23 protein-coding genes and 1 pseudogene are annotated in these 24,505 nt (G+C 60.5%); 14 read left to right on the plus strand and 10 right to left on the minus strand.

Annotated elements, in window-relative coordinates:
• Positions 1 to 188: 188 nt before the first annotated feature.
• Together OLZ32_RS38210 and OLZ32_RS38215 are read right to left on the minus strand one after the other, a co-directional pair.
• Positions 189 to 604, minus strand: a pseudogene (locus tag OLZ32_RS38210) (IS5 family transposase); the annotation flags it as partial.
• Between the two features lie 117 nt (positions 605 to 721).
• The gene (locus OLZ32_RS38215) at positions 722 to 2,485 is read right to left on the minus strand and encodes a glucan ABC transporter ATP-binding protein/ permease (protein WP_003543849.1); all 1,764 of its coding nucleotides are present in this window, start codon (positions 2,483 to 2,485) and stop codon (positions 722 to 724) included.
• A gap of 319 nt (positions 2,486 to 2,804) precedes the next feature.
• Between OLZ32_RS38215 and OLZ32_RS38220 the strand changes: the two genes are divergently transcribed.
• The 3 genes from OLZ32_RS38220 (at position 2,805) to OLZ32_RS38230 (ending at position 7,984) form a co-directional block, all read left to right on the plus strand.
• Positions 2,805 to 3,560, plus strand: coding sequence for a helix-turn-helix transcriptional regulator (locus OLZ32_RS38220; RefSeq protein ID WP_017989812.1), 756 nt, complete (start codon positions 2,805 to 2,807; stop codon positions 3,558 to 3,560).
• A gap of 216 nt (positions 3,561 to 3,776) precedes the next feature.
• A complete protein-coding gene (gene pyc, locus OLZ32_RS38225) occupies positions 3,777 to 7,241 on the plus strand; it encodes a pyruvate carboxylase (RefSeq protein WP_264425533.1) in 3,465 nt (1,154 codons plus the stop codon).
• A gap of 170 nt (positions 7,242 to 7,411) precedes the next feature.
• Complete coding sequence (locus OLZ32_RS38230; protein ID WP_264425535.1) at positions 7,412 to 7,984, plus strand: NADPH-dependent FMN reductase; 573 nt, start codon at positions 7,412 to 7,414, stop codon at positions 7,982 to 7,984.
• A gap of 152 nt (positions 7,985 to 8,136) precedes the next feature.
• Here the strand turns inward: OLZ32_RS38230 and OLZ32_RS38235 are convergent, their stop codons facing one another.
• The 4 genes from OLZ32_RS38235 to OLZ32_RS38250 form a co-directional block, all read right to left on the minus strand.
• Entirely contained in the window at positions 8,137 to 8,898 is a 762-nt protein-coding gene (locus OLZ32_RS38235) for an amino acid ABC transporter ATP-binding protein (RefSeq protein ID WP_003543845.1), read from the minus strand.
• Positions 8,895 to 9,575, minus strand: a complete 681-nt coding sequence (locus tag OLZ32_RS38240) for an amino acid ABC transporter permease (protein WP_003543844.1) — start codon at positions 9,573 to 9,575, stop codon at positions 8,895 to 8,897. Before OLZ32_RS38240 ends, OLZ32_RS38235 begins: the two co-directional genes overlap by 4 nt.
• A 208-nt stretch (positions 9,576 to 9,783) precedes the next feature.
• The gene (locus tag OLZ32_RS38245) at positions 9,784 to 10,557 is read right to left on the minus strand and encodes an amino acid ABC transporter substrate-binding protein (RefSeq protein ID WP_003543843.1); all 774 of its coding nucleotides are present in this window, start codon (positions 10,555 to 10,557) and stop codon (positions 9,784 to 9,786) included.
• 152 nt (positions 10,558 to 10,709) lie between these two features.
• Positions 10,710 to 11,579 (minus strand): DMT family transporter, encoded by an 870-nt coding sequence (locus OLZ32_RS38250; protein WP_003543842.1) that lies wholly within the window; start codon positions 11,577 to 11,579, stop codon positions 10,710 to 10,712.
• A gap of 211 nt (positions 11,580 to 11,790) precedes the next feature.
• Here OLZ32_RS38250 and OLZ32_RS38255 point away from each other — a divergent pair, with 211 nt between their 5' ends.
• The 4 genes from OLZ32_RS38255 to hisC all read left to right on the plus strand — a co-directional run bounded on the left by OLZ32_RS38255 (position 11,791) and on the right by hisC (position 16,247).
• Positions 11,791 to 12,567, plus strand: coding sequence for a DeoR/GlpR family DNA-binding transcription regulator (locus OLZ32_RS38255; RefSeq protein WP_026160050.1), 777 nt, complete (start codon positions 11,791 to 11,793; stop codon positions 12,565 to 12,567).
• 64 nt (positions 12,568 to 12,631) lie between these two features.
• Positions 12,632 to 13,822, plus strand: coding sequence for an MFS transporter (locus OLZ32_RS38260; protein WP_003543840.1), 1,191 nt, complete (start codon positions 12,632 to 12,634; stop codon positions 13,820 to 13,822).
• 96 nt (positions 13,823 to 13,918) lie between these two features.
• Positions 13,919 to 15,169, plus strand: coding sequence for a flavodoxin-dependent (E)-4-hydroxy-3-methylbut-2-enyl-diphosphate synthase (gene ispG, locus OLZ32_RS38265; protein WP_264425537.1), 1,251 nt, complete (start codon positions 13,919 to 13,921; stop codon positions 15,167 to 15,169).
• A gap of 16 nt (positions 15,170 to 15,185) precedes the next feature.
• Positions 15,186 to 16,247 carry a histidinol-phosphate transaminase gene (hisC, locus tag OLZ32_RS38270; RefSeq protein WP_003543832.1) on the plus strand — a complete coding sequence of 354 codons (1,062 nt, stop codon included), beginning with the start codon at positions 15,186 to 15,188 and terminating at the stop codon, positions 16,245 to 16,247.
• A gap of 9 nt (positions 16,248 to 16,256) precedes the next feature.
• Here the strand turns inward: hisC and OLZ32_RS38275 are convergent, their stop codons facing one another.
• Complete coding sequence (locus OLZ32_RS38275; protein ID WP_003543830.1) at positions 16,257 to 17,171, minus strand: polyprenyl synthetase family protein; 915 nt, start codon at positions 17,169 to 17,171, stop codon at positions 16,257 to 16,259.
• A 135-nt stretch (positions 17,172 to 17,306) separates the two neighbouring features.
• Here OLZ32_RS38275 and mtgA point away from each other — a divergent pair, with 135 nt between their 5' ends.
• From mtgA to OLZ32_RS38300, 5 genes are all read left to right on the plus strand, one after another.
• Entirely contained in the window at positions 17,307 to 18,044 is a 738-nt protein-coding gene (mtgA, locus tag OLZ32_RS38280; protein ID WP_017989804.1) for a monofunctional biosynthetic peptidoglycan transglycosylase, read from the plus strand.
• Between the two features lie 157 nt (positions 18,045 to 18,201).
• Complete coding sequence (locus tag OLZ32_RS38285) at positions 18,202 to 18,924, plus strand: DUF1868 domain-containing protein (protein ID WP_264425540.1); 723 nt, start codon at positions 18,202 to 18,204, stop codon at positions 18,922 to 18,924.
• 13 nt (positions 18,925 to 18,937) lie between these two features.
• Positions 18,938 to 19,585, plus strand: coding sequence for a glutathione S-transferase family protein (locus tag OLZ32_RS38290; RefSeq protein WP_264425542.1), 648 nt, complete (start codon positions 18,938 to 18,940; stop codon positions 19,583 to 19,585).
• Positions 19,586 to 19,740: 155 nt separating this feature from the next.
• Positions 19,741 to 19,926: a 50S ribosomal protein L32 gene (rpmF, locus tag OLZ32_RS38295; RefSeq protein ID WP_003543812.1), complete on the plus strand. Its 186-nt coding sequence runs from the start codon at positions 19,741 to 19,743 to the stop codon at positions 19,924 to 19,926.
• A gap of 145 nt (positions 19,927 to 20,071) precedes the next feature.
• Positions 20,072 to 20,479 (plus strand): hypothetical protein, encoded by a 408-nt coding sequence (locus tag OLZ32_RS38300; protein ID WP_003543801.1) that lies wholly within the window; start codon positions 20,072 to 20,074, stop codon positions 20,477 to 20,479.
• Here the strand turns inward: OLZ32_RS38300 and phaR are convergent.
• A complete protein-coding gene (gene phaR, locus OLZ32_RS38305; protein ID WP_003543798.1) occupies positions 20,474 to 21,046 on the minus strand; it encodes a polyhydroxyalkanoate synthesis repressor PhaR in 573 nt (190 codons plus the stop codon). The genes OLZ32_RS38300 and phaR overlap by 6 nt on opposite strands.
• Positions 21,047 to 21,284: 238 nt before the next feature.
• Here phaR and OLZ32_RS38310 point away from each other — a divergent pair, with 238 nt between their 5' ends.
• Together OLZ32_RS38310 and phbB are read left to right on the plus strand one after the other, a co-directional pair.
• On the plus strand, positions 21,285 to 22,466 hold the full coding sequence (locus tag OLZ32_RS38310; RefSeq protein ID WP_264425544.1) for an acetyl-CoA C-acetyltransferase: 1,182 nt from the start codon (positions 21,285 to 21,287) through the stop codon (positions 22,464 to 22,466).
• 71 nt (positions 22,467 to 22,537) lie between these two features.
• Positions 22,538 to 23,263 carry a beta-ketoacyl-ACP reductase gene (gene phbB, locus OLZ32_RS38315; protein ID WP_017989801.1) on the plus strand — a complete coding sequence of 242 codons (726 nt, stop codon included), beginning with the start codon at positions 22,538 to 22,540 and terminating at the stop codon, positions 23,261 to 23,263.
• Between the two features lie 500 nt (positions 23,264 to 23,763).
• On the opposite strand, the gene OLZ32_RS38320 is transcribed toward phbB, so the two are convergent.
• The gene (locus OLZ32_RS38320; RefSeq protein ID WP_003543792.1) at positions 23,764 to 24,024 is read right to left on the minus strand and encodes a YMGG-like glycine zipper-containing protein; all 261 of its coding nucleotides are present in this window, start codon (positions 24,022 to 24,024) and stop codon (positions 23,764 to 23,766) included.
• Positions 24,025 to 24,051: 27 nt separating this feature from the next.
• The gene (locus OLZ32_RS38325; protein ID WP_003543790.1) at positions 24,052 to 24,207 is read right to left on the minus strand and encodes a DUF3309 family protein; all 156 of its coding nucleotides are present in this window, start codon (positions 24,205 to 24,207) and stop codon (positions 24,052 to 24,054) included.
• Positions 24,208 to 24,505: the final 298 nt, after the last annotated feature.

Raw genomic sequence — 24,505 nt, forward strand, 5'->3', positions numbered from 1 at the left:
AGCATGACCAGTCTCATGACCGCCCATTTTGCTGAACTTGACGCACATAACCTTTGGCGGAGAGATGCCCCGCAGGACGCGACAACGTTTCTCGGTCTTCGGAACGGTTTGAGGGTAGGCGCTTTATCGCCCAGAACGGTCTGACCTGTCTGGTCATGAAGAAGAGCGCGGGCTGGCCGTCACGATAAGCGCAAGGGACGCCCGAGTGCATCGGCCAGCATATGGATCTTAGTCGTCAATCCACCTCTGGAACGCCCCAGCGCCTGATCCTTGGCCCCCCTTTTCCGCTCGCCGGCTGTTGATGGGCACGCACGATGGTGCTGTCGATCATTAAGTACTGATTGTCGCGGTCAGCAGTGAGGGCATCAAAGACCCGCTCCCATACGCCAGCATGGCACCAGCGACTGAACCGGCGATGGACCGTCTTCCACTTGCCATAGCGCTCCGGCAGTTCCCGCCAGTGTGCGCCCGAGCGCGGCACCCACAAACACCCGTTCACAAGCAACCGGTTATCTACCCCCGTCCGACCTGGATCGCTGGCTTTGCCTGGCAACAAAGGCGCAATTCTCGACCATTGCGCCTCGTTCAACTCATATCGCTTCACTCCCATCAAAGGCCTCCGTGCCCACCGATTTGCGAATGTCGATCGATCCGCGGCCCGAGAACAAACAAAAAAGGCCGGAAGGAGTTACCTTCCGGCCTTTATTGAAACCCGAACAGATCAGGCTGCTTCGGTCGCATGAGCCTTGCGGACTTCTTCGTCCGTCAGGATGCCGCTGGCGCGCAGCAGGGCGGCGAAGCGCCCGTTGCTGTGGCTGAGTTCGTCGAAGCTGCCCTGTTCGACGACGCGGCCGTCATCCAGGAAGAGCACCATATCGGCTTCGCGGACCGTCGACAGGCGGTGGGCGATGATGAAGGTGGTGCGGTTCTGGCGCAGATTGTCGATCGCGGCCTTGACGCGGGCTTCGGTCTCGACGTCGAGCGCCGAGGTCGCCTCGTCGAGCACCAGGATCGGCGCGTCCTTGAGGATGGCGCGGGCGATCGCGATGCGCTGGCGTTCGCCGCCGGAGAGCTTGTTGCCGCGTTCACCGACATGCGTATCGTAGCGATCCTCGCGGGTCTCGATGAAGTCGGCAGCGGCGGCGGCTTCGGCCGCGCGGCGCATTTCCTCTTCGCTGGCGCCTTCGCGGCCAAGGCGGATATTGTCGCTGATCGAACGGTTCAGCAGGCCCGCATCCTGGAAGACGGTGGCGATGTGGCGACGCAGCGATTTGCGGGTCACCTTGGTGATATCGGTGCCGTCGACGAGAATCTTGCCGCCCTGGGCATCGTAGACACGCTGCAGCAGGTTGACGAGCGTCGTCTTGCCGGCGCCGGTCGGGCCGACGATCGCGACCGTCTGGCCTGCCTTCACCGAGAAGGAGACGTTGTGCAGGCCCTGTGAGCTGTTGCCGAAGCCGAAGGAGACGTCGCGGAATTCGATCGCACCCTTGACGTCCTTGATCTCGCCGTTGCCGGCAGGCTCCTCACGTTCACGCACCGAGTCTTCAAGCGTATAGAATTCCTCAAGTTTGGCACGGGCCTCGAAAATCTGCGTAGCGAACTGGCGCATCAGGTCGAGACGGCCGATCAGCAGGTTGGCAAAGCCGATGAAGGCGATGACGTCGCCGACGCGCAGCTGGCCGGCCTGGACGAGCATGGTACCGATGATCAGGACCACCATCATCGCGATGGTCGACGCCATGCGGTTGAGTGCGCTGGCGATCGCCCACCAGTCGAGCACCGGATATTGGGCTTCGAGCAGACGGTCGGCAAAGGATTTCAGCGCCCTGGTTTCGGCCTCGATGCGGTTATAGCTGTGCAGGACCGAAACGTTGCTGATCGAGTCGCTGACATGCGAGAAGACGGTATGATAATGGTTCTCGACCGAAGCCTGGCCGTCCTTGGTGCGGCTCATCACGACGCGGCCGATCAGCCAGTAGGCGATGGCGAGCACCATGAGCACGGCGGAAAGGCGCAGGTCCATCGACATCGCGGTCGGTATCAGAAGGGCAAGCGCGATGACCGTCGACAGGTGGTTGCGCATGAATTCCAGCCAGAGGCCAAACAGCGTCTCGCAGGCGCGCAGCAATGTATGCAGCGCGTTGGAGGTGCCACGCTGATGGTGCCAGCCAAGCGGCATGGAAATGATGCGGCCGAAGGCCTCCGTCAACAGCGTCGCCCGCCGGCCATGGGCCAGCCGGTCGGCCTCGCGGGCCACCAGAACGAAGGCAATGGTGTTGAAGACGGCGAAAGTCGCCCACATGAAGAGGATGGGCTTGACCTCACCCTTGCCCGAAATCGCATCGATGATACGACCGAACAGGATCGGCTCCGCGATGGTGATCGTCGCAAGAACAATGTTTGCGACAACGACCAGGGATACGCGCAGCTTGTAGGCGCCAAGATAGCGCAGAGCCCTTGCATAGACCTTGAATAGCGTCACGTCGAACCTCTTGTGCATCTGCGAAAACGGGATGATGCGATGCTACAAAAGGTTACCTGAACGGGCGATTAACGGAGTATTCAGGGTTCAACCGATGTGATGATTGATACGATCGTACTATTGCAGGACGTGACGAGATGGCCCTGGCGCCGAAATTGCCGTTCGGCTATATCTCGCGACAATTTGCGCTTGCATTTTATTAAATGTTTAGCGCAGCATTAAAATTACAGACTGCATTTATTGAAGACCGTTTCGCGACCAGTTTGACCAGCCGCCGAGGGCCTCATGCGGGCATCAGGTCCGGGCAAGGGGCATTTTTGTGAATATTAATTCGTTAATTCAATTGCTTGTAATTCTGGAAGAATGCTCAAATCCTGAAGCCGTCGTCACCGAGCTGGAGCAGATCCTCCACGGTTGCGGCTTCGAATATTACGGTCTGCCACGCCATTTGCCGCAGACCCCGATGCAGCAGAATCCGGAGCCCTGGGCTGCGACGCTTGCCGGCCGCTGGCCGGAACAATGGCCGCAGATATATGCCGCGAAAAAATATGCTCTGATCGATCCGATGGTGCGCTATCTCGCTCATGCGCAGCGGCCTTTCCGCTGGCGGGAGGCGATGGCGGCCTTCCGCAAGGACGCCTATCATCGCCGCATGGAGCAGATGATGGTCGATGCCTTCGGGCACGGGTTGGAGGATGGCTACATCTTTCCCATCCACGGACGAAACGGCATTCTCGCCAGCCTCAGTCTCGCCGGCAAGCCGATCGAGCTGTCGCCGGTGGAAATCGCATTGCTGGAGGCGGTGGCGCGCAAGGCCTTCTGGCGGTTGCTCGATCTGAAAGGCGAGGCGCAGGCACTGGAAACCGTGCTGCCGGCCGACACGCCGCTGACGCGGCGCGAGATGGAAATCCTGCATTATCTCGCCGAAGGCATGACGTCGATGGAGATCAGCAAGATGCTGAAGATCTCAAACCACACCGTCGACTGGTATATGAACGGCTTGCAGGATAAGCTGAAGGCGAAAAACAGGCAGCAGGTGGTAGCGCTTGCCTTCCGTCATGGCCTGATAAGTTAGAGCAATTCCGCTTCTCATCGAAGCGAAACCGCTCTGCTTTTTATTTTTTATGCAACTCCGGACGCAAACCGCTTGGCGCTTTTCCTGGAATTGCTTCAGCATGTCGAAAAATTGCATTTCGCAGTCGCAAGATAAATTGAACTTTCTGTGACAAGAAGTTAAGAATTTCCTTCGCGGGTGCAGCATTCCCGCGTCTGAACGTCTGAGGAGACCGTTTTGCCCATTTCCAAGATTCTCGTTGCCAATCGCTCCGAAATTGCCATTCGCGTGTTCCGCGCGGCCAACGAGCTTGGAATAAAAACCGTGGCGATCTGGGCGGAGGAGGACAAGCTGGCGCTGCACCGCTTCAAGGCGGACGAGAGCTACCAGGTCGGCCGCGGTCCGCATCTTTCCAAGGATATGGGCCCGATCGAGAGCTATCTGTCGATCGAGGAGGTGATCCGCGTTGCCAAACTCTCCGGCGCCGATGCCATCCATCCCGGCTATGGCCTGCTGTCGGAAAGCCCCGAATTCGTCGATGCCTGCAACAAGGCCGGCATCATCTTCATCGGCCCTAAGGCCGATACGATGCGCCAGCTCGGCAATAAGGTCGCAGCGCGCAACCTGGCGATCTCGGTCGGTGTTCCCGTGGTGCCGGCCACCGGGCCGTTGCCGGAGGATATGGCCGAAGTGGCGAAGATGGCGGACGGGATCGGCTACCCCGTCATGCTGAAGGCCTCCTGGGGCGGCGGCGGGCGCGGCATGCGCGCGATCCGCGATCCCAAGGATCTCGCCCGCGAGGTGACGGAAGCCAAGCGCGAGGCGATGGCGGCCTTTGGCAAGGACGAGGTCTATCTGGAAAAGCTCGTCGAGCGCGCCCGCCATGTCGAAAGCCAGGTTCTCGGCGATACGCATGGCAATGTCGTGCATCTCTTCGAGCGTGACTGCTCGATCCAGCGCCGCAACCAGAAGGTCGTCGAGCGCGCGCCGGCGCCCTATCTCTCTGAGGCGCAGCGCCAGGAACTCGCCGCCTATTCGCTGAAGATCGCAGCCGCGACCAATTATATCGGCGCCGGCACCGTCGAATACCTGATGGATGCCGATACCGGCAAATTCTACTTCATCGAAGTCAATCCGCGCATCCAGGTCGAGCATACGGTGACCGAAGTCGTCACCGGCATCGATATCGTCAAGGCGCAGATCCACATTCTCGACGGTTTTGCGATCGGCACGGCGGAATCGGGAGTTCCGCGCCAGGAAGATATCCGTCTCAACGGCCATGCGCTGCAGTGCCGCATCACCACGGAAGATCCGGAGCATAATTTCATTCCGGACTACGGCCGCATCACCGCCTATCGCTCGGCGTCCGGTTTCGGCATCCGCCTCGATGGCGGCACCTCCTATTCGGGTGCGATCATCACCCGCTTTTACGATCCGCTTCTCGTCAAGGTCACGGCATGGGCGCCCAATCCGTCCGAAGCGATTGCCCGCATGGACCGGGCGCTGCGCGAATTCCGCATTCGCGGCGTGGCAACCAACCTGACCTTCCTCGAAGCGATCATCGGCCATCCCAAGTTCAGGGATAACAGCTACACGACACGCTTCATCGACACGACGCCGGAACTCTTCCAGCAGGTCAAGCGCCAGGATCGCGCCACGAAGCTCCTGACCTATCTCGCCGACGTCACCGTCAATGGCCATCCCGAGGCCAAGGACAGGCCGAGGCCGCTTGATAACGCTGCCGAGCCGGTGGTTCCCTACGCCAACGGCAATGCGGTCAAGGATGGTACGAAGCAACTCCTCGACACGCTCGGCCCGAAGAAATTCGGCGAATGGATGCGCAACGAAAAGCGCGTGCTTTTGACCGACACGACGATGCGCGACGGCCACCAGTCGCTGCTCGCCACCCGCATGCGCACCTATGACATCGCCCGCATTGCCGACACCTATGCGCATGCGCTGCCAGGCCTTTTGTCGCTCGAATGCTGGGGCGGCGCGACCTTTGACGTCTCCATGCGCTTTCTGACCGAGGACCCGTGGGAGCGCCTGGCGCTGATCCGAGAGGGCGCGCCGAACCTTCTGCTGCAGATGCTGCTGCGCGGCGCCAACGGCGTCGGCTACACCAATTATCCCGACAATGTCGTCAAATATTTCGTCCGCCAGGCGGCGAGGGGCGGCATCGATCTCTTCCGCGTCTTCGACTGCCTGAACTGGGTCGAGAACATGCGCGTCTCGATGGATGCCATTGCCGAGGAGAACAAGCTCTGCGAGGCGGCGATCTGCTATACCGGCGATATCCTGAACTCGGCCCGTCCGAAATACGATCTGAAATACTACACCGACCTTGCGGTCGAACTCGAGAAGGCCGGGGCGCATATCATCGCGCTCAAGGATATGGCGGGCCTTCTCAAGCCTGCGGCTGCGAAGGTTCTGTTCAAGGCGCTGCGCGAAGCGACCAGCCTGCCGATCCATTTCCACACGCATGATACATCGGGTATTGCGGCCGCGACCGTTCTTGCCGCCGTCGATGCCGGCGTCGATGCCGTCGATGCCGCGATGGATGCGCTGTCCGGCAATACCTCGCAGCCCTGTCTCGGCTCGATCGTCGAGGCGCTGCGCGGCACGGAGCGCGATCCGGGCCTCGATCCGGAATGGATCCGCCGCGTCTCCTTCTATTGGGAAGCGGCGCGTAACCAGTATGCCGCCTTCGAAAGCGATCTGAGGGGCCCGGCATCCGAAGTCTATCTGCATGAAATGCCGGGCGGCCAGTTCACCAACCTCAAGGAACAGGCCCGCTCGCTCGGCCTCGAGACCCGCTGGCATCAGGTGGCGCAGGCCTATGCCGACGCCAACCAGATGTTCGGCGATATCGTCAAGGTGACGCCGTCTTCCAAGGTCGTCGGCGACATGGCGCTGATGATGGTATCCCAGGACCTGACGGTTGCCGACGTCGTCAGCCCCGACAAGGAAGTCTCCTTCCCGGAATCGGTGGTCTCGATGCTGAAGGGCGATCTCGGCCAGCCACCGTCGGGATGGCCTGAAGCGCTGCAGAAGAAGGCGCTGAAGGGCGACAAGCCCTATACCGTGCGCCCCGGCTCGCTGCTCAAGGAGGCCGATCTCGATGCGGAGCGCAAAGTCATCGAGACGAAACTCGAGCGCGAGGTCAGCGACTTCGAATTCGCTTCCTACCTGATGTATCCGAAGGTCTTCACCGACTTCGCGCTCGCCTCCGATACCTACGGTCCGGTCTCGGTGCTGCCGACGCCCGCCTATTTCTATGGTCTCAAGGATGGCGAGGAGCTGTTTGCCGATATCGAGCGCGGCAAGACGCTCGTCATCGTCAACCAGGCGATGAGCGCGACAGACAGCCAGGGCATGGTGACCATCTTCTTCGAACTCAACGGCCAGCCGCGCCGTATCAAGGTGCCGGACCGGGCCCATGGGGCGACGGGTGCCGCCGTCCGCCGCAAGGCCGAACCGGGCAATGCCGTTCATGTCGGCGCGCCGATGCCGGGTGTCATCAGCCGTGTCTTCGTCTCGCCCGGCCAGGCCGTCAATGCCGGTGACGTGCTCGTCTCGATCGAGGCGATGAAGATGGAAACGGCGCTGCATGCGGAAAAGGATGGGACGATTTCCGAAGTGCTGGTGCGGGCCGGCGACCAGATCGACGCCAAGGACCTGCTCGTCGTCTACGCAGGCTGAAGGCGCCCATCAGCCGACTTTGTGAGCTGGCTCCATTCACTCGATTGTGTACGATCGGCCGGTAAAAAAGCTGATTGTTCGAAGCCTTCGCGCCTTGCCCGGCGCGGAGGCTTTCTCATAAGCTTGCGCTCCCACCATCCGCCCCCAAGACCCATCAGGAAATCATCTCCATGAGCAAGTTGAAGATTGCCGTCATCGTCGGCAGCACGCGTATTGGCCGTTTTGCCGAGCATCCGGCCAAGTGGATTGCCGCTATCGCCGCCGAGCGGCAGGACATCGAGGTCGAGGTTCTCGACCTGCTCGACTACCCCATGCATTTTTTCGGTGAGCAGCGTGCCACGACCGCTGAAAGCGAGACGGCAGAGCGCTGGAAAAAGAAGCTGCGTGAATTCGACGGCTTCATTTTCACCGTCGCCGAGTACAATCACGCTCCGACGGCGGTTCTGAAGAACGCCATCGACCTCGGCGAGTTCATTCACAGGCCGGTCGGTTTCGTCGGTTACGGCGGCGTCGGCGGCGCACGTGCAGTCGAGCATCTCCGGCTGATCTTCGTGGAAATGGGTGCGGCTTCGGTGAAAACCGGCGTTCATATCGCGCTTGGCGAATATCTCGGCGTTCTCAAGGAAGGCAAGAGCCTCAGCGATTACGCGCATCTCAACGAAGCGGCGAGGAACCAGCTCGACCAGCTCACCTGGTGGGGCAATGCGCTGAAGGCGGCGCGTGCCGTCGTCACGGCCTCCTGATTGGAGTTCCAGCCAATGCCGGGATGTTCGCATCCCGGCATTAGATCCGGATGATTTTAAGCCAGGTCGGCCTAAAATCATCCGGATCTAAAGCAAAGAAATAGAGCATGATGTCGTCCGAAAACCGCTCACACTTTTCGGCATGCTCTAGCTCAGATATCGTAAGTATGGGCGGCGTTGATCGTCGAGATGAACCGCTTGGTGCGTTCGCGCTCCGGCGCACTGAAGATTGCTCTGGCGCTGCCCGTTTCCACCACGCTGCCGGCTTCCAGGAAAACGACGTCATTGGCGATCTTCGAGGCGAGCCGGAGATCGTGGGTCGCCATCACCATCGTCGTGCCTTCGCTGGCAAGCTTGCCCAGCACATCGACCACTTCGGCCGAAAGCTCGGGATCGAGGGCAGATGTCGGCTCGTCGCACAGAAGCACGCGCGGCGACGGCGCCAGCGCGCGGGCGATCGCGACACGCTGCTGCTGGCCGCCCGACAGCGTCGAAGGCCAGGCATCGGCCTTGTGGGTCATGCCGACCTTGGTCAGCAATTCCATCGCACGCTCGCGAGCCTTTTCCCTCGGCCATCTCAGCACCGTCACCAGGCCTTCCATGACATTCTCGATCGCGGTCTGATGCGGAAAGAGCTGAAAGTTCTGGAAGACCATGCCGGTCTGGCGGCGGATCTTCTGGATCGCCGGCCAGCTCGTTCGTTTGCCCGGCGCAAAGGCCAGCGTTTCCTCTCCGAGGCGGATGGAGCCGGCGGTCGGAATTTCGAGCAGGTTGATGCAGCGCAGCAGCGTGCTCTTGCCGCCGCCGGAAGGACCGACGAGCGCGGTAACGCTGCCTTCGGGGATGCGGATGCTGATATCCTTGAGGATGACGGCGTCGCCGAAGCGCTTTTCGATGTTGGAAAGCTCGATCATGCATTTGCCTCCAGCATGCCGCCGTACCGCGCGAAGCGGCGTTCCAGCCGCACCTGCAGCTGCGAAAGGACGGAGCTCAGGACGAGATAGACCAGCGCCGCCTCGATATAGAGGATCAGCGGCTCATAGGTGGTGGCGACGATGCGCTGTGCTGCCTGGAAGAGCTCGGGCACGGTGATGGCGGCGGCAAGCGAGGTGTCTTTGACCAGCGAGATGAAGGTATTCGACAAAGGCGGCACGGCGACGCGGGCGGCCTGCGGCAGGATGGTGCGGCTCATCGCCTGGCGCCAGCTCATGCCGATCGAATAGGCGGCTTCCCACTGGCCCTTCGGTACCGAGGAAATGACGGCGCGGATGATCTCGGAGCTATAGGCGCCGATATTCAGCGTGAAGCCGATGAGGGCGGCCGGAAAGGCATCTAGCAGGATGCCGAGGCTCGGCAGGCCGTAGAAGATGACAAAGAGCTGAACGAGCAGGGGCGTGCCGCGGATGACCCAGACATAGAAGCGGGCGACAGCCGAAAGCGGCGTCGGCCCGAAGAGCCGGGCGATTGCGGTGGCGAGCCCGAGCGTCAGGCCGAAGGCGAAGGATAGCAGGGTCAGCGGAATGGTGAAGATCAACCCCGCCCAGAGGAGCGAGGGCAGCGATTCCGCCATCAGTTGGAGCCAGTGCGGCAAGGGGGTTCCCTCTCGTCGGTTGGGTCGTTGAAGTGGAATACCCCTCCCCAACCTCTCCCCACAAGGGGGAGGGGCTTATCTAGTCTCTCGCCCTGCACGAAATAGCAACCGAACTGCCAGCCGAAACGATATTTTGAGATGAGGCGATCCGCCGCCAACCCCCCCCTTGTGGGGAGGGGTTGGGGAGGGGACTTTTCTTCAGTTGAACTTACTTGGAAACGTCCTGGCCGAAATATTTGTCGGCGATCTTCTTGTAAGTGCCGTCGGCCTTGATGTCGGCAAGCGCCTTGTTGATTTCGGCGAGAAGCTCCGGCTCGTTCTTGCGGATGATGATGCCGGAGTAATCGGCATTTTCCTGCTCGGCGACGATCTTCACCGGCGCGTCCGGCTTGTGCTTCTTGAAATCGAGGAAGGAGAGGCTGTCGTTGATCGTGGCGTCGGCGCGCTTGGTCAATACCAACTGGATCGATTGATCGAAACCGTCGGTGCCGACGAGCTCGGCACCGGCTTCGGTTGCGAGCTTGCCGAAGTTGCTGGTCAGCGACTGGGCGGCCTTCTTGCCCTTCAGGTCGGCAAAGGACTTGATGCTGTCGTCGCCGTCGCGGGCGATCAGCACGGCCTTGGAGGCGATATAGGGTTCGGAGAAATCGTATTTCTGCTTGCGGGTTTCGGTGATGCCGACCTGGTTGATGACGGTGTCGTAGCGCTTGGCATCGAGGCCGGCGATCAGGCCATCCCACTTGCCTTCGACGAACTCAGCCTTGACGCCGAGCTTGGCGGCGATCGCTTCGCCGATCTCGACATCGAAGCCGACGAGCTTGCCGCTTTCGTCATGATAGGTGAAGGGCGCATAGGTGCCTTCGGTGCCGATCTTGATGGCGCCGGCCGATTTGATGGCGGCGAGGTTTTCACCGGCATGGGCAGGCAGGAGGGCCGCAGCCTGAATGAAGGCAGCGGCGGCGACGGTTTTCAACCAGTTCATTGTTTTATCCATCCTTGGGAGGTTGTCATCGGGTGCGGATAGTTTGCAGAAAATTAGGGCGCCGGAAGCGTAGAAAACCGCGAATAAAAGCAGCAACTGCAAATATTTTTCTCAAGCGGCCGTTTGAACCATGAAACCTGCAGAAACAGGCATCAGGCCGTGATGCGGCGGCGCAGTTTTTCGCTGACGATGATGATCAATCCGGCGCCGAGGATTATCGCCGCGCCGACGACCACATTGGGCGTGGGGATATCGGCCCAGATCAGATAACCCAAGAGGAAGGCCCAGATGAGAGAGCTGTATTCGAATGGCGCAAGCACGGAGACGGGCGCTTGGCGCATGCCTTCAAAAAGGGCGAACTGCGCGCAGCCCGCAACGATGCCGGTGGCGATGAGGAGCGCGAGCTGCGTCATATCGGGTGTCCGCCAAGTGTAGAGAACGGCAACGCCGGTCATGGCAAGAAAAAAGACGTTGGAAACGGCGAGCTGGATAATGGTCTTTTCGTGCAGTGAGGTCTTGCGCAGCAGCACCATTGCGCCAGCCCAGAGCACGGCCGCCTGCAGCGCCAGGTAGACCGGCCAGGAGATGGTGAGACCGATCGGATTGCAGGCGATGACGACACCGACGAAGCCGACGCCGACGGCCAGCCAACGCGCCAGCGCGACTTTCTCCTTCAGGATGAACCAGGCAAGCAAGGTGCCGACGACAGGTGCGGCGTAATAAAGCGTGGTCACTTCGGCAAGCTGCAGGCGGCTTGCGGCGGAATAATAGGAAAGCCAGGCGCAGAGCAGAAGGACACTGCGGGCAATCATCGGTTTGATGATCGGCGACCTCAGCGTCTGTTGAACGAGCGTGCCGCGACCATAGGCGAGACAACCGACGAGGATCGTCAGACTGCGAAAAAACAGGATCTGCCAGACGGGAATGGTTGAAGCCAGGACCTTGATGATCGCGTCATGGAAGGTGAACGCCATATAGGCGAGGGTCGTGAGCAGAATGCCCAGGCTGACGGAGTTTTTCACGGGGAGGACGCACCAGTGGCGGATATGCCGGCGGGAATCGGGAATGATCAATCGATATTCCCGCCTCTCGGACCGGTCAATAGGGCATATTTTCTCTTGTGGTGGAGCTTTGTTTCGAAACGTCAGAAAACGTGTAACCGTGCATATTGCCTGCATGATCATAAGTGTTTATGCACGTTTTCGGTTTATGAGGTCTCGATCCGGTAGGAACATGCAGGATTTTCTGTTGCGAGAGCGCCAAGGCGTGATTTCCGAGAGGCTGCGGCTGAATGGCCGCGTGCTGGCGACGGAGCTTGCGCTCGAATTCGGCGTCTCCGAGGATACGGTGCGGCGGGACCTGCGCGAGATGGCGGCGGCAGGGCTCTGCGAGCGGGTTTATGGCGGTGCATTGCCGGTCTCGCCGGCGCACGGAAGCCTGACGCAGCGCATCGGTTTTGCGGCTGACCGGAAACAGGCGCTGGGGCGCGCTGCGGCAAAGCAGATTGCTGCGGGTTCGACCGTATTCTTCGACGCCGGCAGCACCAATCTGGCGATTGCCAACGCATTACCGGCCGAACTTGTACTCACGGCTGCGACGAATGCGCCGGCGATTGCCGCGGCGCTGATCGACAAGCCTGCCGTCAACGTCATTCTGATCGGCGGGATGGTCGACCGGCAGACGGGCGGTTCGCTCGGCGCCAAGGCCTTGCGGGATATGGAGCAGATTTCGCCCGATCTCTGCATTCTCGGCGCCTGCGGCGTCGACCTCGAGGCCGGCATCACGGTGTTCGGCTTCGAGGATGCGGAGTTCAAGCGCTTTGCAACGTCCAGGAGCAAGAGGGTGCTGGTGGCTGCAACCTTGGAGAAATTCGGCACTGCTGCCCCCCATAGCATCCTGCCGGTTGCCCATTGCGAATGCCTGGTCGTCGAGCACGATTCCGATCCGGCCATTCTCGCCCGTTACCGCGAGCGCGGATGCAGAACTGTTCTCGCCGAGAAAACGAACTGAGGCGACGTCATAGAGTTTAGGGAAATCGGGCGGGTGAAAGCCCGGCGATGAGGAAGACCGAAAAATGGATAGTCATGTGAGTACGCCGGGGGTCCGGAGCGGCTTCATTACCAGAAGCAGGGCGGCGGTTTCCCTGCTCTTTCTTATGAATGGTTTTGTCGTCGGCTGCTGGGCGCCGAAGATCCCGGATTTTGCCGAGCGTCTGGCGCTGAGCAAGTTCGAGCTTGGGCTGATGATCCTGGTCTTCGGCGTCGGTTCGCTGGTTATGATGCCGATCGCCGGTGCGCAGATCGCCAAACACGGCTCGCGTATCGTCGTTCAGGTGCTGGCCGTCTGCGTACTGCCGTTGCTACTGGCATTGACGCTGGCGCCAAATGTGCTCGCCGGGGCGATTTCGCTCTTCCTGTTCGGCGGCTTCATCGGCGCAATGGATGTGGCGATGAATGCCAATGCGGTCTCGGTCGAGAAATCCATGCGCCGCGCCATCATGTCGTCCTGCCATGCTTTCTGGAGCCTTGGCGGACTGATCGGCTCCGGTCTCGGTGGCATCGTGATCTCCAAGCTCGGCATTCTCGGCCATGCGCAACTGGCGACGGTGCTGGCGGCAATCTTCCTTGCTCTGGCATGGCCGATGATCCTTGCGGATCCGCCGCATCCCGACACCAAGAAGGAAAAGACGAAGCTGCCGATGGTGCCGCTGCCGTGGCTGCTCGGATTGATGGCGCTGTTCAGCATGGTGCCGGAAGGCGCTGTTCTCGACTGGGGTGCGCTCTATCTTCGGCAGGAAATGGATGCGTCCGTGGCACTTTCCGGTCTTGGTTTCGCAGCCTTTTCCGCCACCATGGCAATCATGCGCTTTGCCGGCGACCTGGTGCGCGACCGCCTGGGCGGCGTCAAGACGCTGCGGATCTGCACGCTTTTTGCCATTGTCGGCATGCTGCTTGCAGGCTTGGCCCCCAATGCCGAGCTTGCCATTCTGGGCTTTGCCTTTTGCGGTATCGGCATTTCCAACATGGTGCCGATCGCCTTCTCGGCGGCGGGCAATATTCCCGGCCTCAAGCCCGGCATCGGCATCTCGGTGGTCACGACCATGGGCTATTCCGGCATGCTGGTTGCGCCATCCTTGATCGGCTTCGTCGCCGAGCATATCGGCTTTGCCGTCGTTTTCATGGCGCTGCCGGTGCTGCTCATTGTCGTTCTGCTGCTGTCCAACCTGGCCCATTATGCCGATGAGACCTCCGGAGGCGGTCACTGAGCCGCCTCCCAACAAAAGTGATATCAGGGGCGGTTGACAAGCAGCCGGCCTTGATCCACCTGAAAAGCACTGTTTTTAGGGGTGCAAGAACTCTCCATGTCTTCAGCCGCCGATTTTGATCCGAAACCGCGCCGCGCTTCCGTTGCCGTCGATGTCGGCGGCGTCATCGTCGGCGGCGGGGCGCCGGTCGTCGTGCAATCCATGACGAACACCGATACGGCCGATATCGATTCCACCGTCGCGCAAGTCGCCGCTCTCCACCGGGCGGGTTCGGAACTGGTACGCATCACCGTCGACCGCGACGAGAGTGCGGCCGCCGTGCCGAAGATCCGCGAGCGGCTTCTGCGCCTCGGCATGGACGTGCCCTTGATCGGCGACTTCCACTATATCGGCCACAAGCTGCTCGCCGATCATCCGGATTGTGCCGAAGCGCTGGCGAAATACCGCATCAACCCGGGCAATGTCGGCTTCAAGGACAAGAAGGACAAGCAGTTCGCCGAGATCATCGAGATGGCGATCCGCTATGACAAGCCGGTGCGCATCGGCGTCAACTGGGGTTCGCTCGATCAGGATCTGCTGACGGCGCTGATGGACCAGAATGCCGAAGCCGGATCGCCGCTTTCGGCCAGGCAGGTGACGCGCGAGGCGATCGTGCAGTCGGCGCTGCTGTCGGCAGGCCTTGCCGAAGAGATCGGCCTGCCGCGCAATCGCATCATCCTGTCGGCCAAGGTCAGCCAGGTCCAGGACCTGATCGCCGTCAATTCCATGCTCGCCGAACGCTCCAATCATGCGCTGCATCTCGGCCTGACCGAAGCCGGCATGGGCACCAAGGGCATCGTCGCCTCGTCTGCGGCGATGGGCTTCGTGCTACAGCACGGCATCGGCGATACGATCCGCGTGTCGCTGACACCCGAGCCGAACGGCGACCGCACGCGCGAAGTCCAGGTAGCGCAGGAGATCCTGCAGGTCATGGGCTTTCGCCAGTTCATACCCGTCGTTGCGGCCTGTCCGGGCTGTGGACGCACGACGTCGACGGTATTCCAGGAACTTGCTCAGAACATCCAGAACGACATCCGCAAGAACATGCCGGTCTGGCGCGAAAAATACCCCGGCGTCGAGGCGCTGAACGTCGCCGTCATGGGCTGCATCGTCAACGGGCCGGGCGAAAGCAAACATGCCGATATCGGCATTTCGCTTCCGGGTACCGGCGAAACGCCGGCAGCCCCCGTCTTCATCGACGGCCGGAAGGCGCTGACGTTACGCGGTCCCAATATCGCCGCCGATTTCGAGGCGCTTGTTGTCGACTATATCGAGAAGCGTTTCGGCCAGCGGACGGCGGCGGAATGACCGCCCGCAACTTCGGATGAGCCAGTACTGGTCGCCAATCGTCAGCAAGCTTCGGCCCTATGTCGCGGGCGAGCAGCCCCGTATCGCGAACATGGTCAAGCTCAATACCAACGAGAGCCCTTACGGGCCGTCGCCGAAGGCACTCAAGGCGATCCGGCAGGCGGCGGACGATCGTCTGCGGCTCTATCCCGATCCCACTGCCACGGAATTGCGCGAGACGATCGCGGCCCGTTTCGGCCTGACGGCGGAGGAAGTATTCGTCGGCAATGGCTCCGACGAGGTTCTCGCGCATGCGTTCCAGGCGCTGCTGAAACATGAGCGGCCGCTTCTCTATCCCGATGTGACCTACGCCTTCTATTCGACCTATAGCCTGCTATACGGCATCGAAGCGATCGAGGTGCCCGTTGACGATGGGTTCCGGATCCGGCTGGCCGATTACGACAGGCCCTGCGGCGCGATCATCATCCCCAATCCGAACGCGCCGACCGGCATCGGCCTGCCGCTTGCCGGCATCGAGGCACTTCTTGCCGCCCATCCGGATGCGGTCGTCGTCATCGACGAGGCCTATATCGATTTCGGCGGTGAAAGCGCCGTCGGGCTCGTTTCAACCTATCCCAATCTACTGGTGATCCAGACCCTGTCGAAATCCCGTTCGCTTGCCGGTCTGCGCATCGGCTTCGCGCTGGGGCAACGGCCGCTGATCGAGGCGCTGGAGCGGGTCAAGGACAGCTTCAACTCCTATCCGCTCGATCGTCTGGCGCAGCTTGCCGCGACGGCGGCGATCAAGGACGAGGCGTGGTTCGAGACATGCCGGGGGAACATCATCGCCAGCCGGGAAAGCCTCGTCTCCGAACTTGAAGCTTTGGGTTTCGAGGTCTTGCCGTCGCAGGCGAATTTCGTTTTCGCGAGGCACCAAAGCCGTTCGGGCGCGGCATTTCAAGCCGCTCTGCGGGAGCGCGGCATTCTCGTCCGGCATTTTGCCAAGCCGCGCATTTCGGACTTCCTGCGTATCAGCATCGGCACGGACGAGGAGTGTGCTCGTCTGGTTTCCGCCCTCGAAGAGATATTGGCCGCCTGACCTGCCGCTTCAGCTCTTCCGGTCGGCGATGAAATGCGCCGCAGCAATGAGGGTCGAGGCACGGGTGCCGTAGGGGGCAAGCAGCGCCTCGGCATCGCGGACATGCTCACGGAGCTGGGCCTCGGCCCATTCCATGCCGCGCAGGGCGACGAGTGTTCCCTTGCCGCGGGCCGCATCCTTGCCGGTCGCCTTGCCCATGGTCGCCGCATCCGAGGTCAGGTCGAGAATGTCGTCGGCAAGCTGGAATGCAAGGCCGATCTTTTCGCCGAAGGCGCGCAGGCGGCGGCGATCTTCCGGCGGGCTTGCCGAGATGACGGCTCCAGCTTCGCAGGCGAAGCGGATCAGTGCGCCTGTTTTCATCGCCTGCAGGCGGATGATGCCGGCCTCGTCGGGAGCCTGCGTTTCCGCTGCGAGATCGAGCGCCTGGCCGCCGGCCATGCCGCCGAGACCGGCTGCGCGGGCAAGGGCCAGTACCAGCGATGCCTTGCTCGTATCGGGAAGGGTCGTTTCCGGCGCGGCGATGATGTCGAAGGCATAGGTCAGCAGGCTGTCGCCGGCGAGGATCGCCGTGGCTTCGTCGAACTTGATGTGTACCGTCGGTTTGCCGCGGCGCAGGTCGTCATCGTCCATGGCCGGCAGGTCGTCATGCACGAGGGAATAGCAGTGGACGCATTCGAGGGCGGCGCCGACGCGAAGTGCCGCCTCAGCGTCGCCGCCGAGAAGGGCTGCACTTTCGACGACGAGAAACGGGCGCAGCCGCTTGCCGCCGTTCAGCACGGCATAATGCATGGCATCGCGCAGCGTCTCTGGCCTGGCGATTTCATCGGAAAGGGCACTCGGTGAAAGCAATGTGTCGAGCAGCGCCTCGATGTCGCGGGCGTTGTTCTTCAGCCTCGTCTCGAAAGTGTCCGGGTTCGCGTCCATGGGCGCTGTTTGGCATGAGCGCCCCCGGGCTTGCAACGGAATTGTCGATGGCGGCAGCAAGATTCGCCGCGCACTCTGGCATAAGCTCCGCACAGGCGTTATGAGAACGACAGGAGCGAAATCGGACTGGGGACATTGGATATAGCGCCGGAGAGAGAGGACAGCGTCGACATGCCGGCTCGTCGGCGATGGTTCGAAGACAGGCGTGTGTTGAAACGCATTGTTCTTGCCGTGCTGATCGTGCTGATCCTTCCCTATGCGCTGATCTTTTTCTATCTGCTGCCGTTCATTCATCCCGTCTCGACACTGATGCTGCGCGATCTCGTGCTGCTGCGTGGTTACGACAGGCAATGGGTGTCGCTTGATAACATCGCCCCTGTTGTGGTGCAGTCGGTGATGATGTCGGAGGACGGGCAATATTGCTTTCACGGCGGCGTCGACTGGGCGGAAATGCGCATGCTGGTCGAGGATACGCTGAAAGGTCAGGCGACGCGTGGCGGCAGCACGATCCCGATGCAGACGGCGAAAAACCTCTTCCTCTGGAACGGCCGCTCCTTCGTGCGCAAGGCGCTGGAACTTCCGCTCGCGGTGACCACGGATTTCGTCCTGTCGAAACGGCGGCTGATGGAAATCTATCTCAATATCGCCGAATGGGGACCCGGCATCTACGGCATCGAGGCGGCGGCCCGACACCATTTCAAGGTGCCGGCCTCGAAGCTGACGCGGCGCCAGGCATCGCTGCTTGCCGTCTCGCTGCCGAACCCCATCGACCGCAATGCCGGCAAGCCCGGACGAGGTCTTCGCCGGCTCGCCGGCGTGATCGAGAGACGCGCACAAGGTTCGGGCGATTACATCAAGTGCATCTATGATTGAGATCAGAACTTGTCGTTAGAACAGGATGATTTTAGGCCGGGTCCGCCCAAAATCTGAATCCTGTTCTAAATTATAGAGTTAGAGCGGCAAGCGTCATCTGACAGTCTTGGTTCTGCCATATGGGCGATGCAGTCCAATCAAAGCCCCCGAGTCGCCCATGACCATCACGACGTTTTCGCCCGAACTTCTCTTTTATTCGAAGAGGCACAATCCAACCTCGCCCGCCCATCTCGGCAGCCGTTATCGCAAGGTCGGCGGCTTTCTGCCGGAAGCCGGCAACACCATCGTTTGCCATCTCGAGAAGGGTTCGCAGACGCAGGCGGTGCTGATCGAGGCGCGTGAGAAATATCTGGCGATGCCCGAAGCCCCACAGTTCCTCTTCACGCCGATATCAAGCATTCACATGACGCTTTTCGAAGGTGTCATCGAGACCAGGCGCCGGCAGGATTGTTGGCCGGGCGATCTCCCTCTCGATGCGCCGATCGACGACATGATAGCGCTGATGGCGGCCCGGCTCGAAGGCTTCTCGATGGCCGATCCCTTCAAGGTCGCCATCGTCGAAGCTCGCCCGTCGGGCCTGCTGGTCGACGGGGCGACGGAGAACGACCGCAAGGTCATGCGCGCCTGGCGCAATGCGCTGGCCGCGCTTCTGGGCTATCGCCAGCCGAACCATGACGACTATAAGTTCCACATGACCTTTGCCTATGCGATCGAACGGCTGGAGGACGAAGCCTTACCGCGCTGGCAGGCAATGCTCGATGACGTGGCCGACGATATCCGCCGCAAAGCCCCTATTCTCGAGCTGACCCCGCCGGCATTCTGCGTGTTCGAAGACATGAACCATTTCCACGAATTGCTGATCTTCGATTTTGAAGCCTGAACGGGAGAGGCCCATGGATAGACCGACACTCTACATCGCCAACAAGAATTATTCCTCCTGGTCGTTCCGGCCGTGGATGGCGCTGACGGGCGCCGGCGTCGATTTCGAGGAGGTTCTGATCCCCTTCGACTATCCTGGTGGCAATCCCGATATCAAGGCGATTTCGCCGACCGGGCGGGTGCCGCTTCTCAAGCACGGCGTTTTGAAGATCTGGGAATCGCTGGCGATCATCGAATATGTCGCCGAGCTTTATCCGGACGCCGGCCTTCTGCCGAGGGATCGCGCCGGGCGGGCGCTCGCCCGTTCGGTTTCGATGGAAATGCTGTCAAGCTTCCGGGCTCTGCGCAGCGCCTGCCCGATGAATATCCGCCGGCCGAAGGGCAGGATCGCGTTGCCGGATGGTGTCGACGCCGATATCGGCCGCATCGAGACGATCTGGCACGACCTCCTGCAGCAATCCGGCGGACCGTTTCTGTTTGGCGCGTTCAGCGGGGCGGATGCGATGTTTGCGCCTGTCGTCAACCGGTTCGACATTTATGATCTCGTCAGCCGAAACAATACGCTGGCCTATATGGAGACCATGAAGGCGCATCCGGCCTGGCGGAAATGGGAAGAGGCGGCCCGCGCCGAGCCTTGGATCGTGCCGGAAGACGAAGCCTGAGCCTGGAATCATCGGCTTTGCAAAAAATACGCATGGGGACTGGTCAAGGTCACCCCTTGCATGTATAAGCGCGCCAAATTCCGAAATCGCGACATGTCCGTTTCGGCCGCCGGTGTGGCCGTGGGAATGTTTTGCCCGCAAGTGGAGTAAGAGAAATGGCTGTACCGAAGAGAAAAACAAGCCCGTCCAAGCGCGGTATGCGCCGTTCGGCAGACGCCCTGAAGGCTCCGACCTATGTCGAAGACAAGAACTCCGGCGAACTGCGCCGCCCGCATCATATCGACCTGAAGACCGGTATGTATCGCGGCCGCCAGGTTCTGACGCCGAAGGAAAGCGCATAATTTCCCGATTCGGCTTGTCCGATCGAAGTTTCAAGGCCGACGTCACGCCGGCCTTTTGCATTTCGACAATATAATATTTGCAATGACTTGCGGTGGAGCAAGGGTTTGCGGCAGTATTCTTCCATGATGCGCTGGGAGATTGCCGATGATAGCCGCCATGCCCCTAATGATTATCCCGTTTATTCTTTACAATCTTGCGATGCTGGGCCTAATGGGCGATGGCGGCATTCCGGCGCTGCAACATGATATCATCGTGCTGTCGATGATCTCGGGCGCGATCTGGAGCATGGCGCTCGGCGATCTTTTCATCGTCATCGCACTTGTCGTGCTGTTCTTCGAAATCCTCAAAGCGACCAGAACCGGTCCCGGCAATCTCGTCAACCACATGCTGTCGATGCTGGTGTTCATCGCCTTCCTGGTCGAGTTTCTGCTCGTCCGGGATGCAGCGACGCAGGTCTTCTTCATTTTGATGACGATCGCTCTGATCGATGTCATCGGCGGTTTTGCCGTGTCGATCCGGAGTGCCGGGCGGGATGTCTCGATCGGATTATAGGTTGTCGAGCTTGTTCTGAAGGGCGCGGAGCTGTTCCTTCAGCTCGTCGATATCCTTGGCCTCGGCCTTGCGGCTTTCCTTGGCGGGCGGCGTCATGAAGGGCGAGAACATCTGCATCGCCTGCTGAAACAGCTCGGTGTTGCGGCGAACATGGTCCTCGACCATCTGCATCGGCAACTGCAGGTTCTTGCCGAGCGGCGTTTCGCCGAAGGCGCGGGTTACCTGCTCGCGCATCTGGGCCTGCTGTTCGGTGAAGGAGCGCATCGAATGTTCGAGAAAGCTCGGCACGACCATCTGCATCTGGTCGCCGTAATAGGTGATGAGCTGGCGCAGGAAGGAGATCGGGAGCAACGTGTTGCCGGTCTTCGATTCCTGTTCGAAGATGATCTGGGTCAGCACCGAATGGGTGATGTCATCTCCGCTTTTTGCATCCTGTACCGTAAATTCTTCGCCCTTCTTTACCATCTCCGCCAGGTCTTCCAGCGTCACGTAGGTGCTGGTGCCCGTGTTGTATAGGCGGCGATTGGCGTACTTCTTGATAACGATCTGACCCTCATGCTTCGCCATATCAGTCTCCTGAACCCCCGTCTGATTTATGGATATTCCTCCATTTGAGACTGTAAACGCAAAAGAAGCCCGGTGACAATCTCTTTGTGCGATGCGGCAAACCTTTAACAGAGCAGATGAATCGGGCTTTGAAGGGCTTTACCTAAAAATGACGGCGGCTGGTCTTCGCGTTTGACTTGTGCTCCAAGCTTTGCCAGTTTCCACTTATGTAAGTGAGACGAAAACGAGGAGCGTCCCCATGAGCAATCCATCCATCGTCATCGCCAGTGCAGGGCGAACAGCAGTCGGCGCCTTCAACGGTGCTTTCGCGACGGTCCTCGCGCATGAGCTCGGGGCGGCTGTCATCAAGGGCGCGCTCGAGCGCGCCGGCGTCGATGCCGGCGAGGTGGATGAGGTGATCCTCGGCCAGGTGCTTGCCGCCGGCGAGGGCCAGAACCCGGCCCGCCAGGCAGCGATGAAGGCCGGTATTCCGCAGGAAGCGACAGCCTGGGGCGTCAACCAGCTCTGCGGCTCGGGCCTGCGCGCAGTCGCGCTCGGCATGCAGCAGATCGCCACCAGCGATGCCAAGATCATCGTTGCCGGCGGCCAGGAATCCATGTCGATGGCCCCGCATGCCGCGCACTTACGCGGTGGCGTCAAGATGGGCGACATGAAGATGATCGACACGATGATCAAGGACGGCTTGACCGATGCCTTCCACGGCTACCACATGGGCATCACCGCCGAGAATATCGCGCGTCAGTGGCAGCTTTCGCGCGACGACCAGGATCAGTTCGCCGTCAGCTCGCAGAACAAGGCGGAAGCGGCGCAGAAGGCCGGCCGCTTTACCGACGAGATCATCCCTTATGTCATCAAGACACGTAAGGGCGACGTTACGGTCGATGCCGACGAATATATCCGTCACGGCGCGACGATCGAGGCGATGGGGAAGCTACGCCCGGCCTTCGACAAGGACGGCACGGTCACGGCCGCGAACGCGTCCGGCCTCAACGACGGTGCCGCTGTGGCGGTGCTGATGAGTGAAGCGGAGGCAGTCCGGCGCGGCATCCAGCCGCTCGCCCGCATCGTTTCCTGGGCAACGGCGGGTGTCGATCCGCAGATCATGGGCACCGGACCGATCCCGGCTTCGCGCAAGGCGCTCGAGAAGGCCGGCTGGTCGGTCAACGATCTCGATCTCGTCGAAGCCAACGAGGCCTTCGCGGCGCAAGCCTGCGCCGTCACCAAGGATCTCGGATGGGATCCGTCGATCGTCAACGTCAATGGCGGAGCGATCGCGATCGGCCATCCGATCGGCGCCTCGGGTGCGCGCGTTCTCAACACGCTGCTGTTCGAAATGAAGCGCCGCGGCGCGAAGAAGGGTCTGGCGACGCTTTGCATCGGGGGTGGCATGGGTGTGGCCATGTGCTTTGAAGCGCTTTAAATAGCATACGATCCATGTTTGATTGAAGATCCCGCCACGCGGCGAGGCGAAAAACAAAAGGGGAGCGGAACATGAGCAGAGTGGCTTTGGTCACTGGGGGTACGCGCGGCATCGGCGCGGCAATATCCATGGCACTGAAAAATGCCGGATACAGGGTCGCCGCCAGCTATGCCGGCAACGACGAGAAGGCCAAAGCCTTCCACGACGTTACCGGCGTTCCGGTGTTCAAATGGGATGTTTCGGATTACCTCGCCTGTGGCGAGGGAATTGCCAGGGTCGAAAGCGAGATCGGCCCAGTCGAAATCCTCGTCAACAATGCCGGCATTACCCGCGACGCGATGTTCCACAAGATGACGCAGCAGCAGTGGCACGAGGTGATCAATACCAACCTCACCGGCTTGTTCAACATGACGCATCAGGTCTGGACCGGCATGCGTGACCGCAGCTTCGGCCGTATCGTCAATATCTCGTCGATCAACGGGCAGAAGGGCCAGATGGGCCAGGTGAACTATTCGGCGGCCAAGGCGGGCGATCTCGGCTTCACCAAGGCGCTGGCCCAGGAAGGGGCTGCCAAGAACATCACCGTCAACGCTATTTGCCCCGGTTACATCGGAACGGAAATGGTACTTGCCGTGCCGGAGAAGGTGCTGAACGAACGCATCATTCCGCAGATCCCCGTCGGCCGTCTCGGCGAACCGGAAGAGATCGCGCGCTGTGTCACCTTCCTCGTCTCCGACGACGCCGGCTTCATCACCGGTTCGACAATTACGGCCAACGGCGGACAGTTCTTCGCCTAGGTATTACTGCCTTCGAGTCGACAGTAGAGATTAGATTCAAACGATTGGCGCGTCCGGCTGGCCGCGCCAATCGCTGTTTATGGACGTCTTTGTGATGATGCCGGCTGCGATCTTGTGGCCGGAGTACTGGTGCGTTTTCGAGAAGATCAAGAGCGGCGGTCTGTGTTCGGACGTCGCTGTGTTTGAGCTCTGGCCGGCACTTTGCGCAGCGAGCGATCTTCGCTGCTAAGGGCTGATATCGCGGTTGTCAGGAAAGCCGACGCGATAAGAACGGCGACGAGGGAGTTCAGCAAAGTGTGAATCATGGAAGTGTTTCCTTTCCGGTGCGCTGGCGGCCCTGCCCCGTCCGTTGCGCTCGTGAAGGAAAATATGTGCCTGCCCGTTGGGCCGCGCTAGATTTGACTTTCGCAACCGATTGTCAACGTCTCGTTGACGGATACTGCAGGCCAAAAGAAAACGGGCGCCGAAGCGCCCGTTGGGAAGTCCGATATGCTTGCCGATCAGTAGCGGCAACGGGCCTCATAGCGGCGGCCGTAGCGGTCGCGATAGACGCAGTAGCCGCGGCGTTCGACCGACTGGCCGATCAGAGCGCCGGTCAGGCCGCCGGCAACGGCGCCGACGGCGGCACCACCCCAGCTATTGGTGACGGCACCGCCGATGACCGCACCGGTGCCGGCGCCGATCGCCGTACCTTGCTCGGTCGCTGTGCAGGATGCCAAGGCGCCGACGAGGGCACCAATAAGAACAATCTTCTTCATCATGTCGTAACTCCCCAGGTTAGTTGGGCTTTAGATGCGGCCCATTAGTACAAGGATAATGATAATCACGAGAACTAGCCCCAAACCGCCGGAAGGTCCATAGCCCCAGCCACGGCTATAACCCCAATTCGGCAAGGCTCCGATCAAGAGCAGAATGAGGATAACAAGTAGTATTGTGCCAAGCATGGTGTGTTTCCTTCATTTCATCGGCAATTTGGATGGACGAGAAACACGCATTGGCGATTTTTGTTCCCGGTTGAGCTCCGAATTGTGAGGAGCCCTGATTCAGGGTTTAATGTCCGTCATTTCGGAAAATTGCCGCTATGGTTAAAAAGACATGTAAATACAATATGTTGCGGTGAACAAAGCGGGAAAATTCCAATGTCGCCGATTCGTCAGCGATTCGTTCCGTTTTTGATCGGCGCGCCACAATTCGCCGTCCTGACTTAACGCCATCTGAATCCGACTCCCAAAAAGATTAATG

It is taken from the genome of Rhizobium acaciae, assembly GCF_025941625.1.
Taxonomy (GTDB): Bacteria; Pseudomonadota; Alphaproteobacteria; order Rhizobiales; family Rhizobiaceae; genus Rhizobium; species Rhizobium acaciae.

What these genes read in the sequence shown, in the direction of transcription:
- OLZ32_RS38230 (WP_264425535.1), top strand. Translation starts at nt 7,412, where the DNA reads ATGAGCAAGTTGAAGATTGCCGTCATCGTCGGCAGCACGCGTATTGGC.
- OLZ32_RS38235 (WP_003543845.1), bottom strand. Translation starts at nt 8,898, where the DNA reads ATGATCGAGCTTTCCAACATCGAAAAGCGCTTCGGCGACGCCGTCATC.
- phaR (WP_003543798.1), bottom strand. Translation starts at nt 21,046, where the DNA reads ATGGCGAAGCATGAGGGTCAGATCGTTATCAAGAAGTACGCCAATCGC.
- OLZ32_RS38300 (WP_003543801.1), top strand. Translation starts at nt 20,072, where the DNA reads ATGATAGCCGCCATGCCCCTAATGATTATCCCGTTTATTCTTTACAAT.
- OLZ32_RS38275 (WP_003543830.1), bottom strand. Translation starts at nt 17,171, where the DNA reads ATGGACGCGAACCCGGACACTTTCGAGACGAGGCTGAAGAACAACGCC.
- OLZ32_RS38255 (WP_026160050.1), top strand. Translation starts at nt 11,791, where the DNA reads ATGCAGGATTTTCTGTTGCGAGAGCGCCAAGGCGTGATTTCCGAGAGG.
- OLZ32_RS38245 (WP_003543843.1), bottom strand. Translation starts at nt 10,557, where the DNA reads ATGAACTGGTTGAAAACCGTCGCCGCCGCTGCCTTCATTCAGGCTGCG.
- OLZ32_RS38260 (WP_003543840.1), top strand. Translation starts at nt 12,632, where the DNA reads ATGGATAGTCATGTGAGTACGCCGGGGGTCCGGAGCGGCTTCATTACC.
- OLZ32_RS38285 (WP_264425540.1), top strand. Translation starts at nt 18,202, where the DNA reads ATGACCATCACGACGTTTTCGCCCGAACTTCTCTTTTATTCGAAGAGG.
- OLZ32_RS38325 (WP_003543790.1), bottom strand. Translation starts at nt 24,207, where the DNA reads ATGCTTGGCACAATACTACTTGTTATCCTCATTCTGCTCTTGATCGGA.
- rpmF (WP_003543812.1), top strand. Translation starts at nt 19,741, where the DNA reads ATGGCTGTACCGAAGAGAAAAACAAGCCCGTCCAAGCGCGGTATGCGC.
- OLZ32_RS38310 (WP_264425544.1), top strand. Translation starts at nt 21,285, where the DNA reads ATGAGCAATCCATCCATCGTCATCGCCAGTGCAGGGCGAACAGCAGTC.
- hisC (WP_003543832.1), top strand. Translation starts at nt 15,186, where the DNA reads ATGAGCCAGTACTGGTCGCCAATCGTCAGCAAGCTTCGGCCCTATGTC.
- phbB (WP_017989801.1), top strand. Translation starts at nt 22,538, where the DNA reads ATGAGCAGAGTGGCTTTGGTCACTGGGGGTACGCGCGGCATCGGCGCG.
- OLZ32_RS38290 (WP_264425542.1), top strand. Translation starts at nt 18,938, where the DNA reads ATGGATAGACCGACACTCTACATCGCCAACAAGAATTATTCCTCCTGG.
- OLZ32_RS38320 (WP_003543792.1), bottom strand. Translation starts at nt 24,024, where the DNA reads ATGATGAAGAAGATTGTTCTTATTGGTGCCCTCGTCGGCGCCTTGGCA.
- ispG (WP_264425537.1), top strand. Translation starts at nt 13,919, where the DNA reads ATGTCTTCAGCCGCCGATTTTGATCCGAAACCGCGCCGCGCTTCCGTT.